Below are 15,982 nucleotides of genomic sequence, written 5' to 3'. Positions count from 1 at the left end.
CCATGCTGAGCATTCATAATCTGCACGCCGCCTACGGCAAAGTCGAAGTCCTGCACGGCATTTCGCTCGACGTCCCGAAGGGCAAGCTGGTGACCCTGATCGGCTCGAACGGGGCCGGCAAGACCACTACCATGCGCGCCATTTCCGGCATGCTGAAACCCAAATCCGGCACCGTCACCCTGGGCGGCAAGGACGTCACGGGGCTCGATTCGCACCGTATCGCCCGCGCCGGGCTGGCCCACTCGCCGGAAGGGAGGCGCGTGTTTGCCTCGATGTCGGTGACGGACAATCTGCTGCTGGGCGCCTTCCCCCGCTTTACGCGCTCGCGTCCGAAAGGCGACATCAAGGGCGACCTGGACAAGGCCCTGGAACTGTTCCCCCGCCTGAAGGAACGGCGCGACCAGCTGGCCGGCACGCTCTCCGGCGGCGAACAGCAAATGCTGGCCATGGCCCGCGCCGTGATGCTGAACCCGGAAGTGATCCTGCTGGACGAACCGTCGATGGGCCTGGCGCCCATCCTGGTGGAAGAAGTCTTCCGCATCATCACGCGATTAAAGGCGGAAGGCGTGACCATGCTGCTGGTCGAGCAATTCGCCGCCGCCGCCCTGAACGTGGCCGATTACGGCTATGTGCTGGAGAACGGCAGTATTTCGGTGCATGGCCCGGCCGAGAGTTTGAAGAACGATCCGAAGGTGATCGCGGCGTATCTGGGCGGTGGGCACTGATGATGGCCTGACAATGCGCTTGCTGCGCATTGTCAGATGCCCAGACAACGTCCTGCCAGTACTACGTATTGAGCAAACGACGGCGTATCAACGCTTCCAGGTCACGGCTGGTATGGGCAACCATATGAACATAAACGATATCGTTATGCGCGTGTTCGATGATGATGCGATGCTGACCGGCTAACAGTTGACGGTGGGTCGTCAAATGAAGGTCTTCAAGTTCAGGAATAAAGGCGCCTTTGTTTTTCCAATCTTGGAGAGAATTGACTTGAGCCACAATCGCCTGCGTCACCTTCCTGGCAAAAGCAAGGGATTCGTTATGCTTCAGATAGGAGCGAATGTCTTGCAAATCGTTCAGGGCATATTGCGTCCAAAGAATTTTCATTTGCGTAATCAATTGTCCTCGTCTTCAGCTTCCAGTAGGGCCACAACGTCATCATGATCAATGACTTTACCTTCCTCAATCTGCTTGCGGCCGAGAGCAAGGATGCGGAGCATGGCAAGTTGATCTTGAGTCTTTTGATAGCTAACAGGGTCTTGAACAATTGCCTGAACTCTACCGTTTACAGTGATGGCGACTGGGTCATGCGTTTCCAGCACCTGTTTGACCACGTCGCTGGTGTTCGTCTTCAAGTAGCTAATTGGTTGAATGTTCAGAAAGTTCATACTGCCCTCCATAATTAGGCAGACCGATGATAGCACTGGATAACTAAATTAAGTGCCAAATTTAGTTGGCTGCACATTTTCCTTGCTTCGAGCGCAGCCTGTAAGCATCAATGCCGGGTGGGCTTGTCCTGCTGCACCAGAATAAACGGGCTGACGACGACGGCCCACAGGGCCGCGTCGGCTGCCTGCCAGTCCAGCGCCTGCTGGTCGGAGACCTTGGCCACTTTGCCTTCGCTCATCCATTGCGTGATGGTGGCCTTGTCGTCGTGCGAGATGCGCACGGCCACTTCGACCAGATCGAGTTCATTGGCGACCCAGACGACATTGCCTTGGGCGAAGTGCTTTTCCAGTTCGCTCCAGGCCAGGCGGGCCGTTTCGCTGTTCACTTTGAGGCGCAGTTCGGTGTCTTTTTCAGGATTGGTTTGCATGTGAGATCAAGTTGCGGTGAGTCGGGTGCCGTTGTGCGCGCTTTATTTGCCTGGCAAGGCTTCCACGTGCGGCGTCGGCGTACCCCGCCATGTTAACCGATAGGCGGCGCCTTTGCGAACATTGCCCACGAGGGCGGGGCGGAAACAGGCCAGGTTGGTACCGCTGGCGTGCCGCACGCTGGGGAAGATCACACCCATGGAACCGGCTTCGAGCAGGATGGCGGCCAGGTCTTGCGAGGCGATGTAGCTGGCCGGATCGAGGCAGGTCGCATAGCGCTGCTGGCCGCGCAAGTCGTGGAAGCTGGCGGAAAAATCGGCCAGCAGCGACTGGTAGTTGACGCTGTCGTCGAAATAGTCGATTTCCTGGTATTCCACGGTTTTGTGGAAAATGATCTCGGCCAGCGCCGTTTGCATGTCGAAGGCGCAATACCAGGCGCCCCGCTCGCCATCGTTGAAACGCGCCCCTTCCGGGCGCGCATACGTGTAGGCGGCGTTAATGATGCGAAAGTGCGGTACGCCAAAAACCAGCTCGTCCACGCCAATTCCTGGCGCGCCGCCGTACTCGGCCACCAGGCGCGCGTTGGTCGCGTTATCGAGCTCGAACAGCTCGCGCAGGTGCTCGTCGTCTTCGGCCAGGGGCGCCAGCACCGAGTCTTCCATGTCGGCGAAGCGCGAGGGAATCAGGCGGCAAGTGTCGATCTGGCGCAAGGCGGCCAGCGGCGGCAGGGGAGTATGCGGGGCGGCAGGCACGCTTACAGCCCTCCGCGGCGCGCATCGAGCAGCTTGCGCACCGTCTGCATGGCCAGCAAGCCGCCGGCCAGTATCTGCGACAGGGGCGTGCGGCCGCCGAAGATGGAGTTTTTATTGGGCAAACTCACCCATTCGTCCGCCAGCTTGTCGCCATACAGGATGTGCAAGGCCTTGTAGATGCCCAGCAAATAGGAAATGCGCGTGATGCGGTCCACTTCCAGCACGCGGTCCGGGTGTTTCTTCCACTCGTACCAGGCGCTGCTGGACAGGCCGCCCAGCAATTCGCGCGCATCGTCGTCGCGCAGGCGCCAAGCGGCGGCCAGCTTGAAAAACCCCTTCAGTGCCGCCTGCGACAATCGCTCGCGCTCGGCTTTGGCATTCAGGTCGACGAGCACGGCAGGCTCGAAGCGGCTCTTGGGATAGGCGTAGGCAAGATTCATGATGAACTCCTTTTATGGATTAATATTACTCCTTTTAGGGAATTTTTGCTGTCCTCTGCCAACTGTGCGCGCCCACGCCCTTAGTCGTCAAAGAATTGCATGCCTGCATAGGGCGTCGTGCGGCATGCCGCCAGCCGCTGCGCCAGGCTGCCCGCATGGGCTTCCAGCCGGTGGCCGTCCGGATCGAGAAAATACAGGGAATCGCCAGCGCTGCTATTTTGTTGCCATTCAGGCACGCCGGCGGCGCGCAGGCGGGCGGCAAACGGGGCGAAGTCGGCGGGCGCGATGGAAAAGGCGTAATGCGTGTAGCCGGGACTGGCCAGCGCAGCCCTGTCTTGCCCGTCCAGCGCCAGGCACAGCCACAAATCCCCAGCCGATAGATGCGCGCCCCTGGCCCAGCACGCATGCAGGCGCAGGCCCAGCATATCGCGGTAAAAGACGATGCTGTGCGCCAGGTCGCGCACCGACAGGGTGAGGTGGTTCAGGCCGGTCAGCATCGATTGGAAGGCGTCTCGAAGGCGATTAATAGGTTTGGGCCGGAGCCATCAGACAGGTTCGGCGTGCTCCACCATCAGCTGCACCTTGGTCGTGCCATTGTATTCATTCGCATCAAGCCGGAAGGCCACGCGCGTGCGTTCGCCCAGGGCGTCCGTGTGGCCGAACCAGATGGCGTCGAAGCGCACGCCGTTCTTTTCCAGCAGCAGTTTCAAATGGCGCTCTTTCAGGATGCGCTGGCTGACGACGCGGAATTCATCGCAGAAGACGGGCGGGGCGAAGCCCTGGCCCCACACTTGCCCATCCATCAGTTCGATGAAGGCCGTCGTGTAATAGGCGTCTTCCAGCGGGCCGTCCGTTTCCACGACTCTTTCCAGTTGCTGCTGGCTGAGCCAGGCTTGCCCCACGGCTTCGAAGGCCTGGCAAAATGCGTCGAAGGCGTCGGCGCGGATGGTCAGGCCCGCCGCCATGGCGTGGCCGCCGAACTTGTCGATCAGGCTGGGCGCCCGTTTCGACACGAGGTCGAGCGCGTCGCGCAAGTGGAAGCCGGGTATCGAACGGCCCGAACCCTTGATCCAGCCGTCCGCGCCGGGTGCAAACGTGATGGTCGGGCGATAGAATTTTTCCTTCAGGCGCGAGGCCACGATGCCGATCACGCCCTGGTGCCAGGATGCGTCGAACACGCTGATGGTGCTGCTGTTGGCCGGTTCGAAAGCGTCGAGGTGCAGCAGGGCCGTATCCTGCATTTCCGCCTCGATTTCGCGGCGCTTCAGATTGATGTCGTTGAGTTGCTGGGCCAGCGCCCAGGCGCGGCCTTCGTCGTCCGTGATCAGGCACTCGATGCCCAGCGACATGTCTTGCAGGCGCCCGGCCGCATTCAGGCGCGGTCCCAGGGCAAAGCCCAGGTCGAACGGTGTGGCGCTGCGCGCTTCGCGGCCCGCCACGCGGAACAGGGCGGCCACGCCCGCGTGCATATTGCCCTTGCGCATACGTTTGAGACCTTGGGCGACGAGGATGCGGTTGTTGGTATCGAGGCGCACCACGTCGGCCACCGTGCCCAGCGCCACCAGGTCGAGCAGATTGTCGAGCTTGGGTTGCGTTTGCGCATCAAAGATGCCGCGCCGGCGCATTTCGGCGCGCAGGGCCAGCAGCACGTAAAACACCACGCCCACGCCGGCCAGGTGTTTGCTGGGAAAACCGCAGGCGGGCTGGTTCGGGTTGACGATGACGGCCGCGTCGGGCAGGGTGTCGGCCGGCAAATGGTGGTCGGTGACGACTACCTGGATGCCGCGCCGGTTCGCTTCGGCCACGCCGTCGATGCTGGCGATGCCGTTGTCGACGGTGATGATGATGTCGGGCGACTTTTCGCGCGCCGTCAGTTCGACGATTTCCGGCGTCAGGCCGTAGCCATACTCAAAACGGTTGGGCACGATGAAATCGACGTCGGCACCCATGGCGCGCAAGCCGCGTATGGCCACGGCGCAGGCGGTGGCGCCGTCGCAATCGTAGTCGGCGACGATGACCATGCGCTTCTTGGCGGCAATCGCGTCGGCCAAGAAGACTCCGGCCGCGCCGATGTGCAGCAAGCCGGACGGCGGCATCAGGGCCGCCAGTTCGCTCGACAGTTCTTTCGCGTCGGACAGGCCGCGCGACGCATACAAGCGGGCCAGCACGGGGTGGATGCCGCCTTGGCGCAGCAGTTCGGATTCGCGGTAGGGGCAGGGACGGGTGGCGATGCGGGTACGGGTCATGATGCTTTCAACTTGTTCAGGGTAATCGCGCGCCAGAATTTGCGCTGCGCATGCTTGCTGGTGGTGCACGCTAGCCAGGCGTCACGGTGGCTGAGCACCAGGCGCAACTGGCCCAGGCGACCATCTTTTACGGCCGCCAGCAGGGGCGCGAACCAGTCCGCTTCCAGCGCTTGCAACTGCTGCAACCACATGCCCCATTCCTGGGCTTGCGCCGCCTCGATCAGGCCACCCAGCACAATGATCGCGTCGGATTGGTCTGCCAGCACACTGCTTGGACTGGCATCGCGCCGTGATGGTTCCGCCAGCGCGGCCAGCCAGGCTGGCGCGTCCTTGGTATGCAGGCTGGCCGCGCAGCGCGCAGGTGCCGGTGCAGATTCCGCCGTGGCCAGGCTCCCGCCCCAGATCCAGAAGGAGTTGATGGCTTTCAGGCCACGTTCTTCGCGCGCCGCGTTGACAGGATGTTCATGCCACAGCATCTGCACTTCGTTTTGCAGGCGGCGCGCGGCGCGCGCGTGCTCGCCTTCCGGCATCCAGACGGACAGGTCTTGCGTGGTGGCCGCGTCCGGCGTGGCGCACTGCAAGTCGCTCCAGGCGTCGGCGCGCATGAACCAGGTGCCCGCGTCGCCATACGCCAGGGGTTGGCCGAGCTCGTCGAAATAGGGGGCCGCAATGTCAAACAGGGCGCGGCTATCGGCCTCGCTCAGCTTGAGCTGGCGCAAGTCTTCCAGGCTGATATGGCTGCGGGCGACGGCCAGGTGGGCCGGATGCAGCAGGAAGTAGCGCGCGTCCGGTTCCGGCGCGAGGCCATAGCCGCGCATGGCTTGGGCCGCGAAGGCCGCCTGCGCCGCCTCGCCGTTGCGTGCGGACGCCAGGCCCAGCGCGTGCGCCAGCCACGCTTCGTGCGGCAGCAGGCGCTTGGCGTTGTCAAAAATTTCCAAATTGCAAGTGGAGGTGCGCGACAGCAGGGCCGCCAGGGCGGGCGCCTGCAAGACCTTGAGCAGGTCGGCAGCCAGTTCGGCATTGGGCAGGGCGAAGGGCAGGACGAGGGTAAGTTGATTCATCCCGAGATTGTAGGCGATTGTGACCATACCAGAGTAGGGGCATGCCATCTAGAGTGATCAGAGATAGTATCAAAAAAACATCACAAATATAATAATTAAACTATTATTTTGGGAAAACAATTTGCTTTTGAAAATATCGACGATATAATTGCGCTAACTTAAATGTCAGAAAGACAATCACACCCCTGCTGTGTGGTTGCGTCGTTTGGCTCCTGTGTCCCTCGAAACTGTATACAAGATGCTGCCGGCTTCATTTTTTAAACAAGTTTCTTTCTTGGAAGCCCACTCATGTATACATTCGCCGCTTTGCACGGCCAGGCTGATCGCGCTCTGGCCCCCCGTATTTCCGCTCCTGCCGCCGCCGTGGCATGCCGTCAGGAGGCCGCATGACTACTTACAACCTGTCGACCACGGTGCACGTGTGCGAAGACATCAACAAGAATTTCGATATCCGTGACCTGCTGATCCAGGCCGGCTATTCGGTGCAAGGCGAACTGAACATCAATAATTTTACGGTTTTATTGCCGGATGATACGGAATCGACCGAGAACACGCCGCTGTTCGGCATGCTTGACGCGGATACCGTGTATGTGCGTCCCGGCGCCTGGGCAGCCAACTATAACGGCAATTTCTCGACCATCCAGGTGACGATCGACAAGGGCAATGGCGATATCGTCCAGTTGCAACTGCAAGTGATCATCGATCCCGTCAATGACGCGCCTGATGCGGCCGACAAGACCTTCACCCTGGTCGATGGCGGCAGCGTTGTGCTGAGCGAAAGCGATTTCGGCTTCCACGACGACGTCGAGCACAACGGCTTCAAGTCCGTCGTCATCACGAATACCACCACGGCGGGCCAGGTCTTGCTGAACGGCGTGGCCGTTGCGGTGGGCACGGAAATCTCCATCGATGATATCCGCGCGGGCCACCTGGTCTTTGTGCCTAGCCAGACCGTGGCCGGCAGTTTCGACCTGGGCTTCAAGGTGCGCGACGATGGCGGCACGGAAGGCTGCAATGCGCAAGACCTGAGCCTGGCGCCCCATTACCTGACTTTCAAGGTGCCGATGGCCCACCTGGGCGATTTTGTCTGGGAAGACAAGAATGCCAACGGCGTGCAGGATGCGGGCGAAGCGGGCATCGCCAATGTCGTGGTGCAATTGAAAGATGGCGCGGGCGTGGTGGTGGCATCGACCACGACCGATGCCAACGGCGGCTACCATTTTGACGTCAATCCAGGCACGTATTCCGTCACCGTCGTCACGCCGAATGGCTACACGGCAACAGCTGCCAACCAGGGCGGCGACACGGCCAAAGACAGCAATATCGATGCGGCCGGCAACATGGCGCCTGTCACCCTGGCGCCGGGCCAGACCAACTTGAGCCTGGATGCGGGCCTGTACCGCGCTGCCGAACTGGGCGACCGCGTATGGTTTGATGTCAACAAGAACGGCGTGCAAGATTCGGGCGAAGCAGGCGTGGCAGGCGTGAAAGTGACCTTGCTCGATGCGTCGGGCAATGCCGTCGGCAGCCCGCTGGTGACGGACGCGAACGGCAACTACCTGTTCACGAATCTGAAGCCGGGCGCCTACAGCGTACAGTTTGACAAGACCAGCCTGCCTGCCGGCTATGCCTTCACGGGCCGGGACCAGGGCGGCGACGACCAGCGCGATTCCGATGCCAGCGCCATCGATGGCAAGACGGCGCAAGTGCTGCTCGCTTCCGGCGACAGCAACCATAGCCTGGATGCGGGCATCGTGGCCCTGCCGGCCTCCTTGGGTGACCGCGTCTGGCATGATGCCAACTTGAACGGCGTGCAGGATGCGGGCGAAGCCGGCATCGGCGGCGTCACGGTACAGCTGAAAAATGCAGCTGGCAGCGTGATCGGCTCGACCGTCACGGATGCCACCGGCTATTACAATTTCAGCGTCGATGCTGGCACGTATTCCATCGCCGTCGTCGCGCCGCCCGGCTATTTGACCACCGTCAAGGATGCGGGCGGCAACGATGCGCTCGACAGCGATATCAATGCCGCAGGCCAGAGCGGCCTCGTAACGGTTGCAGCCGGCCAGAACTACAAGGACCTGGATGCGGGTTTGTACAAAACGGCTGCCATTGGCGACCGCGTGTGGTTTGACGCCAACGGTAACGGCACGCAGGATGCGGGCGAAGCGGGTATGGGCGGCGTGAAAGTCAATCTGTTCGACGCCTCCGGTACCGTGGTGGCCAGCGCCACCACGGATGCCAGTGGCAATTACTTGTTCAGCAACTTGGTGCCTGGTTACTACTTCCTGGGGTTCGTGCCACCAGCCGGCTACACTTTCACCAAGCCGGACGTGGGCGGCTACGCTACCGATTCCGATGTCGATCCGGCCACCGGCCTCACCACCACCTGGATCGGGGTGAAATCGGGCGATGTCCAGCTGGAATGGGATGCCGGCTTGGTCAAATGCGCGCCTGTCACCGGCAGCATCGGCGACCGCGTGTGGGAAGACAATAACTACAACGGCGTGCAGGATGCGGGCGAACTGGGCGTGGCGGGCGTGAAAGTCAACCTGCTCAATGCGTACAATCAGGTCATCGCCACGACGACGACGAATGCCAGCGGCAATTATCTGTTCGACAAGCTGGTCGCTGGCGGCTACAAGGTGGAAGTCATCCGTCCATCGGGCTTTTACTACACCAAGGCCAATCTGGGCAGCGATACGGCCGATTCCGACGTTGATGTCAGCACGGGGCGCTCGGGCCTGATCAATCTGGCCGCCGGCCAGAACGACATGAGCTGGGATGCGGGCATCTACCGCAAGGCCAGCCTGGGCGACAAGGTATGGCGCGACGCCGACCATGACGGCGTGCAGGACTACAACGAGGCGGGCATCGCCAACATTAAAGTGCAGTTGTACTCGGGCAGCGGCGCTTTGCTGGCCACCACCTACACGAATGCCAGCGGCAACTATCTGTTCAGCAACCTCGATCCGGGCAGCTATTCGCTCAAATTCGACAAGAGCAACGTGATGCATGCTGGTTACGCCATGAACAGCTGGAAGTGGGGCGCCAAGAACGTGGGCAGCAATGACAACATCGATTCGGACGTCAACAGCAATGGCTCGTATGCCAACGTGGTCTACACGGATATCCTGAAACTGGCCTCGGGTCAGAACGACATGAGCTGGGATGCGGCCATCACGCCGATCGTGATCGATCTGAACGGTGACGGCGTGCACACGATTGCCCGCGCTGATTTCCACGGCAGCTTCGACTTGCTGGGCACGAGCAGCGCCATCCAGACGGGCTGGGTCTCCGCCCAGGACGGCTTGCTGGCCATCGACAGCAATGGCAATGGCAAGATCGACAATATCTCCGAATTGTTTGGCGGCAATGAAAAGGGCACGGGCTTTGCCAAGCTGTCCAGCTATGACTCGAACGGCGACGGCGTGGTCGACGCGAAAGATGACAAGTTTGCCGAACTGCGCATCTGGCGCGACGCCAACAGCAATGGCGTGACGGACGATGGCGAACTGATGTCGTTGCACGACGCCGGCGTGGCCAGCCTGACGGTGAGCTACACGGAACTGCCGTTCCTCGACGCCAACAGTAATCTGCACCTGGAGCGCAGTAGCGCCACGCTGGCCGACGGCAAGACGGTGGACATGACGGACGTGTATTTCAACGTCGACGCCAAGGATGCGGCCAAGGCCGGCATCACCTTGCCGAGCATGGCCGACCTGCTGCGCGATGACAGCACGCTCGACGTGGTGCTGGGCCAGGATGGCACGGTGACCACGGTGGCCGCCGCGCCAGCCGCCGCAGCCCCTGCTGCCGAAGCCCAGGCCCAGTGCGAGATGGCCGACCTCTTGCGCCGCGCCATGGCCCACGCGAATGCCCAGCCCCAGGAAATGGCTGCCTGATGTCCTGTTTTACCAGGCCCTACCCGCCTGGCTGATGTGTTCCGGCGCCCCTGTCCGCAGGCGGCGCCGGCGCTCTCCAATCACTTTAAAGAGAATACGCAATGAAAAAATCCATGCACCTGATCGCCCGCGCCAGCATCGCAGCGGCCGTTTTCGCCCTCGCCAGCAGCAGCGTCCTGGCAGCGTCCAACCTGCAAGTCATCGACTCGCACAGCGTCAGCCTGTTTACGGCCAGCGGCGGCGCCTTTGGCTCCGGCAACGCCATCTCGCCTACCTTGTGGGAAGTCAAGTACGACAGCAACACCTTCCTGGCTTTTTGCCTCGATCCCCATGTCGCGCTGAGCAATACCTCGAATAGCTACAGCAGCAGCGCCTTTGCGGCCAGCGATTCCGTCAAGCGCCTGTATGAGGGCTATTACGCCTCGTCCGTCGCGAATGTGTCGACCAGCGCCAACAGCGCTGCCGCCTTCCAGCTGGCCCTGTGGGAATTGAATAACGACAACACGAACCTGCTGACGGGCGACCTGCGCTTCAAGAACCTGAGCAATGCCGTCGTCAGCCAGGCGAACAGCATGCTGGGCGTGGCGACGGGCAATGGCGCGATCCAGAACCTGTACAGCTACACCAGCCTGAGCAGCGTCAATCCTGCCTCGCAAACCCTGCTCAGCGTCTCGCCGGTGCCGGAAGCGCAAACCTGGGCCATGCTGGTTGCTGGCCTGGGATTGCTGGGCTTCATGGCGCGCCGCCGCAAGGCTGGCACAGTATAAATCGGCAGCAGCGGTATTGACTTGGTAGTTTCTGCTGCGGTGCGTCCGTCACGACGCACCGCAGTTTTTATTTTTTTTCACAACATCATTCTGAATAGCAGTTATTACTATGGCACAATGTTTCTGCAAGCCACCATTGCGCGACCTTGACAATAGTTTCTCACTGTTCCTTGTAACTGCCTGAGATCGGACTTGAGCTCATCATGACGCCACCTTCTGCCGCGCACGCCACCGTCGACGCCACCCCATCCACCACCTGTGCTGACACGATTGCCGACGCCGTCGTCTTCCTGGCCCGCTTTCTTGGCACCGGCGTGCAAGCCGAGCGCCTGCGCGCCAGCGTGAGCGCGCATGGCGACCAGGCTGCCGCCGATTTTCTCGACCAGGCGCTCAGCCATGCCAGCCTGGCCGGCACGCCGCTGCCTATGGACAAGCCGCGCCGCGCCACGGAAATGCCGGCCTTGCTGCTCAACGGGGAAGGGCAGGCGCTGGTGGTACTGGCCATTACCGGTGGTAAATATGAATGCCACGTGCCCGGCATCGAAGGCAGTGCCTGGTTCGATGCGGCCGCACTGGCGCAGGAGGTGCCTGCTGGGCGCTGGGTGGCTGTGCGTCCTGTGATGTTTTTCGACCAGCGCAGCTTGCTCTACAGCATGCCGGCGGCGGGGCGATGGTTCTGGGATGTCTTCAACCGCAACCGCTGGGTCTTCCGCTGGGCCCTGCTGGGCACCCTGGTGCTGAACGTCATCGGCGCGCTGGTGCCGTTCTATGCGATGGCCGTGTATGACCGCGTGATCCCGAACAATGCCACTTCCAGCCTGTGGGTGCTGACCATTGCCGTGGTGGTGCTGACGGGGTTCGAGCTGGCCCTGCGCCTGCTGCGCGGCGAACTGGTGGAAACGGCGTCGCGCCGCATGGACGTGGCCCTGTCGTCGAACATCTTCGCCCAGTGCCTGCGCCTGCGCGCGGCCAGCCGTCCCGCTTCCGGGGGGACTTTGGCCAACACCGTGCGCGATTTCGAATCCGTGCGCGAATTCTTCGCCTCGACGACCCTGACGACCCTGGGCGACCTGCCGTTTTTGCTGCTGTTCCTGCTGGTCATCGCCTTTGTCGGCGGCTGGCTGGTGCTGGTGCCCCTGGCCGCCATCCCCATCCTGCTGCTCGTCGCCTTTGCCTCGCGCGCTGCCCTGGCGCGCCACGTGGCCGCCTCGATGCAGGAAAGCGCGCAGCGCACGGCGCACCTGTTTGAAACCATGAATGGCCTCGACACCATCAAGGCGCTGGGCGCCGAAGCGTGGAGCCGGCGCAAGTGGGAGAGCCTGACAGTGGCGATTGCGGCCAACAGCGTCGAGACGCGCGAAATCGTCAGCCGGGTCAACTACATCAACACGGCCGTGCTGGCCCTGTCCGGCGTGGCCGTGGTGGCCACGGGCGCCTTGCTGATGGGCGAACACCTGCTGACTCTGGGCCAGATCATCGCCGTGAGCATGCTGACGGGACGCGCCCTGGCGCCCGTGAGCCAGATCGCGGGCTTGATCATGCGCTGGGAACAGACCAAATTGTCGTACCACGCACTGAATAAAATCATGGAGGCACCCACGGACGACGACGCGGCCAGCCTGCAGGCGCCGCCCCTGTCCGGGCGTATCGAATTTCGCGACGTGGGCTTTGCCTACCCGAATTCGCCGCCGCTGCTCGATAAACTGAGCCTGCAGATACGTCCAGGTGAAAGAGTCGGCGTGATCGGCAAGCTCGGTTCCGGCAAGAGCACCTTGCTGCGTTTGCTGCTGAACCAGTACGGCCCGCAAAGCGGCAGTGTGCTGTTCGACGACCTGGCCAGCACCCAGCTCGAACCATTGAGCCTGCGCCGCCAGATCGGCTATGTGCCGCAGGATGTGACCCTGTTCCACGGCACCCTGCGCGAAAACATCGAACTGGGGCGCAGCCAGCCCGACGATGTGGCCCTGTTGGATGCCATCCGCCTCGCCTGCCTGGATGACATCATCACTCAGCTGCCCAACGGCGTGGCGACGGAAGTGGGCGAGCGGGGCGAGCGCCTGTCCGGCGGCCAGCGCCAGGCCGTGGCCATGGCCCGCGCCTTGCTCGTGAAACCGCCCATGCTGCTGCTCGATGAGCCGAGCAGCATGTTCGACCCGGCCACCGAGCAGCGTTTGATCGGCCGTCTGCGTACATTAAAAGATACGACCATCGTGCTCGTCACGCACCGCATGGCCATGCTGGCGCTGGTGGATCGCCTGATCGTCTTCGACAAGGGGCGCATCGTGGCCGACGGCCCGCGCGATGACGTCATGCGCGTGCTCAATAGCCAGGCGGCCAAGCCTGCGGTGGAGCAGGGAGCCACAGCATGAGCGCCCTGAACGCCCGTCCGCTGCCAGCGGCTCACCCGGACCCGGAACGCGAACCGCAGCGCATCGTCCTGGGCATGCTGGCCCTGATCGCCGTGCTGCTGGTGCTGGTGCTGGCCTGGGCCACCTTCGCCCAGCTCGACGTGTCCGTGAATGGCCGGGGCGCCATCACGCCGCCATCGCACCTGCAGGAAGTGCAAAGCCTGGAAGGGGGTATCGTGCGCGAAATGCTGGTGAAGCCGGGCCAGCGGGTGCGCCGCGGCGACTTGCTGCTGCGCCTGGACACGGCCCAGTATGAGGCCAACCTGGGCGCCAGCGTGCAGAACCGCCTGGCCGCGCTGGCGGGCAGGGCACGCCTCGACGCGCTGCTGACGGGCGGCACGCCCCAGTTTGCGCCGGAATGGCAGAAAGAGGCGCCCGAACTGATCGCCAAGGAAATGCAGTTATGGCGCGATGGCCAGCGCGAATTCGCGTCGGCCACGGCGGCCGCGCGCGAAGGCGTGACGCGCCGGCGCGGCGAGCTGGCCGAGGCGCACAGCCGCATCGCCCAGCTGGACGCGGGCATGAAGCTGGCGCTGGAAAGCTTGTCGATCGAGGAGCGCCTGTTCAAGGAGGGCGCTGGTTCGCGCGGCGACTACCTGAATGCGCAGCAGCGCGTGCAGCAGCAGCGCACGGAACTCGACAGCCTGCGCACGTCCGTGCCGCGCCTGGCGGCCACCCTGGCCGAAGCGCAGGCGCAGGCCGGCGAAGTGGAGGCGCGCATGCGCGGCCAGTGGGGCGCGCAGCGCAGCGAATACGAAACCAAGGCCGGCGCCCTGGCCAGTACCGTGAAAGGCCAGCAGGACCAGGTGAGCCGGCGCGATGTGACGGCGCCCGTCGACGGCGTCGTCAACCGCGTGCTGGTGGCGACGGTCGGCGGCGTGGCGCAGCCGGGCAAACCGATCCTGGAAATCGTGCCCGCCGATTCGGAAATGCTGATCTCCGTGCGCGTGAAACCGTCGGACATCGGTTTTATCCACGTGGGGCAGCACGCATCGGCCAATGTGCTGGCGTATGACGCCACCACCTATGGACGCATGCAGGCGCAGGTGGTGCGCGTGGGCGCCGATGCGATTCCCGATGAACGCAACGAGCCGTATTTCGAGGTGCAGCTGAGCACCGACCGCAGCCAGTTGACGGCGCACGGTAAGGTGCTGCCGATTACGCCTGGCATGCCGGTCGACGTGGGCATCCTGACGGGGCGCCGCTCGGTGCTGCAATATGTATTCAAGCCCGTGCTGCGCGGCTTGCAATCTTCCCTGCAGGAGCGTTGATGCGTGCTTTCTTACTCTGCATGGCATTCGCCTGCGCAAGCGCGGCGGCCCAGCCGGCGCCGCCGGCGACCTTCCAGGCTGTGCCCACGCGCGGCTTGCCCGCCTTGCTGGCGCGCGCCGTGCCGCGCGACCCGCAGGTGATCGCGGCGCAGGCGGCGCTGGCCACCACCGAAGCGCGCTACAAGCAGGCCCGCTCGCGCCTGTTCCCGACTGCGGCGCTGCAGGCGACGCGGGGGCGCAGCAATGACCTCGATGGCGCGCTGGACGTGCAACGCCGCACGCACCAAGTGGAAGCGAGCGTGCGCTGGAATATGTACAACGGCGGCGCCGACCGCGCCGAACTCGATGCGGCCGAGCGCGAAATGGCGGGCGCCGCCTTCGACGTGCAGCGGGCACGCGCGGAAAGCGCAGAAAAGCTGGCCGAAGCGTATTTCGACATGCAGCGCCTGGAACGCAACCTGCTGCAGTCGCAGGAACGCCTGCGCGACGTGACACAGCTGGTAAAGCAGGTGACGCGCCAGGCGGAGCTGGGCAAATCGTCGGAAGTGGACCGCGAACTGGCGCAAAGCTCGCAGCTGGATGCTGAACTGGTGCATGACGGCTTGCTGACGGACCTTTTGTCCGCGCAGATCAAGCTCGAGGCGCTGGCCTTCGAGCCGGTGGCGCAGTTTGCCGATTTTACGTTTGCGCCGCTGCCGGCGCAGGCCCTGGCGAATGCCGACACGCAGCAGGCGCAGTTGCGCGCTGCGCGCGAGCGGGCGGCGGCGGCCCAGTTGCGCGTGCGTGGCGTGGCGGCCACCCTGGCCCCTAAAATTGATCTGAATGTCAGCCATCTGCTCAATAACAAGACCACGCCGCCGCCGTCGACCATCCAGCAGCGTGGCTGGTCGGTGGGCGTCTCCTGGGAATTCCCGCTCGGCGGCGGCAGCCTGGCGCAGCGCGACGAGACTATCAGCCGCGCCCAGTCGGCCGAGGCGGACGTGGCGCGCGCCGAGCAGGGCACGCGCGCCGACCTGGCCAGCATGTTGCCGCGCATCGCCAATGCGCAGCGCACCCTGGCTCTGCTCGACGAACAGGAAAAGAAGATGGCCTTCGTCGTGCGCGGCGGGACCATCCAGTACGAGGCTGGCCGGCGCAACCTGCAGCAGGTCATCCAGACGCGCGACAGCTACTTCACGATACAGCAGCGCCGGATCGACCAGCTGCACCGTTTGACCCTGGCGCAGATGCGGCAATATGCGCTGGCGGGGCAGTTGCTGGCCGCGTTCGGCCTGGCGCAGGAGGAAAAATAGGGCAGGAGTGCGCTGTTTCACGC

General features: G+C 63.1%; 14 protein-coding genes. 6 read left to right on the top strand and 8 right to left on the bottom strand.

Features of this window, described 5'->3' with window-relative positions; all coding sequences use genetic code 11:
• Positions 1 to 2 precede the first annotated feature (2 nt).
• Positions 3 to 725, top strand: coding sequence for an ABC transporter ATP-binding protein (locus tag ACQ4WS_RS02090; RefSeq protein WP_436473224.1), 723 nt, complete (start codon positions 3 to 5; stop codon positions 723 to 725).
• A gap of 61 nt (positions 726 to 786) precedes the next feature.
• Here ACQ4WS_RS02090 and ACQ4WS_RS02085 read toward each other — a convergent pair whose 3' ends face one another.
• From ACQ4WS_RS02085 to ACQ4WS_RS02050, 8 genes are all read right to left on the bottom strand, one after another.
• Positions 787 to 1,110: a type II toxin-antitoxin system RelE/ParE family toxin gene (locus tag ACQ4WS_RS02085; protein WP_436473222.1), complete on the bottom strand. Its 324-nt coding sequence runs from the start codon at positions 1,108 to 1,110 to the stop codon at positions 787 to 789.
• A gap of 8 nt (positions 1,111 to 1,118) precedes the next feature.
• A complete protein-coding gene (locus ACQ4WS_RS02080) occupies positions 1,119 to 1,391 on the bottom strand; it encodes a type II toxin-antitoxin system Phd/YefM family antitoxin (protein ID WP_436473220.1) in 273 nt (90 codons plus the stop codon).
• A gap of 107 nt (positions 1,392 to 1,498) precedes the next feature.
• Positions 1,499 to 1,819 carry a DUF2288 domain-containing protein gene (locus tag ACQ4WS_RS02075; RefSeq protein ID WP_436473219.1) on the bottom strand — a complete coding sequence of 107 codons (321 nt, stop codon included), beginning with the start codon at positions 1,817 to 1,819 and terminating at the stop codon, positions 1,499 to 1,501.
• A gap of 42 nt (positions 1,820 to 1,861) precedes the next feature.
• Complete coding sequence (locus ACQ4WS_RS02070) at positions 1,862 to 2,569, bottom strand: RES family NAD+ phosphorylase (RefSeq protein WP_436473217.1); 708 nt, start codon at positions 2,567 to 2,569, stop codon at positions 1,862 to 1,864.
• 2 nt (positions 2,570 to 2,571) lie between these two features.
• Positions 2,572 to 3,009 (bottom strand): antitoxin Xre/MbcA/ParS toxin-binding domain-containing protein, encoded by a 438-nt coding sequence (locus tag ACQ4WS_RS02065; RefSeq protein WP_436473216.1) that lies wholly within the window; start codon positions 3,007 to 3,009, stop codon positions 2,572 to 2,574.
• A gap of 80 nt (positions 3,010 to 3,089) precedes the next feature.
• Complete coding sequence (gene fos / locus ACQ4WS_RS02060; RefSeq protein ID WP_436473214.1) at positions 3,090 to 3,506, bottom strand: fosfomycin resistance glutathione transferase; 417 nt, start codon at positions 3,504 to 3,506, stop codon at positions 3,090 to 3,092.
• 48 nt (positions 3,507 to 3,554) lie between these two features.
• The gene (gene recJ, locus ACQ4WS_RS02055; RefSeq protein WP_436473212.1) at positions 3,555 to 5,255 is read right to left on the bottom strand and encodes a single-stranded-DNA-specific exonuclease RecJ; all 1,701 of its coding nucleotides are present in this window, start codon (positions 5,253 to 5,255) and stop codon (positions 3,555 to 3,557) included.
• Complete coding sequence (locus ACQ4WS_RS02050; protein WP_436473210.1) at positions 5,252 to 6,316, bottom strand: hypothetical protein; 1,065 nt, start codon at positions 6,314 to 6,316, stop codon at positions 5,252 to 5,254. Before ACQ4WS_RS02050 ends, recJ begins: the two co-directional genes overlap by 4 nt.
• A 386-nt stretch (positions 6,317 to 6,702) precedes the next feature.
• Here ACQ4WS_RS02050 and ACQ4WS_RS02045 point away from each other — a divergent pair, with 386 nt between their 5' ends.
• The 5 genes from ACQ4WS_RS02045 (at position 6,703) to ACQ4WS_RS02025 (ending at position 15,959) form a co-directional block, all read left to right on the top strand.
• Entirely contained in the window at positions 6,703 to 10,221 is a 3,519-nt protein-coding gene (locus ACQ4WS_RS02045) for an SdrD B-like domain-containing protein (protein ID WP_436473208.1), read from the top strand.
• A gap of 101 nt (positions 10,222 to 10,322) precedes the next feature.
• The gene (locus ACQ4WS_RS02040) at positions 10,323 to 10,988 is read left to right on the top strand and encodes a PEP-CTERM sorting domain-containing protein (protein WP_436473207.1); all 666 of its coding nucleotides are present in this window, start codon (positions 10,323 to 10,325) and stop codon (positions 10,986 to 10,988) included.
• Between the two features lie 203 nt (positions 10,989 to 11,191).
• A complete protein-coding gene (locus tag ACQ4WS_RS02035; protein WP_436473205.1) occupies positions 11,192 to 13,357 on the top strand; it encodes a type I secretion system permease/ATPase in 2,166 nt (721 codons plus the stop codon).
• The gene (locus tag ACQ4WS_RS02030; RefSeq protein WP_436473203.1) at positions 13,354 to 14,667 is read left to right on the top strand and encodes an HlyD family type I secretion periplasmic adaptor subunit; all 1,314 of its coding nucleotides are present in this window, start codon (positions 13,354 to 13,356) and stop codon (positions 14,665 to 14,667) included. Before ACQ4WS_RS02035 ends, ACQ4WS_RS02030 begins: the two co-directional genes overlap by 4 nt.
• Positions 14,667 to 15,959: a TolC family protein gene (locus ACQ4WS_RS02025; protein WP_436473201.1), complete on the top strand. Its 1,293-nt coding sequence runs from the start codon at positions 14,667 to 14,669 to the stop codon at positions 15,957 to 15,959. The genes ACQ4WS_RS02030 and ACQ4WS_RS02025 overlap by 1 nt, the downstream gene beginning before the upstream one ends.
• The last annotated feature ends 23 nt before the right edge of the window (positions 15,960 to 15,982 follow it).

This window comes from Janthinobacterium leeuwenhoeki, assembly GCF_051380795.1.
In the GTDB taxonomy this organism is placed as follows: domain Bacteria; phylum Pseudomonadota; class Gammaproteobacteria; order Burkholderiales; family Burkholderiaceae_D; genus Janthinobacterium.
This window is presented reverse-complemented; position numbering and strand designations above follow the sequence as displayed.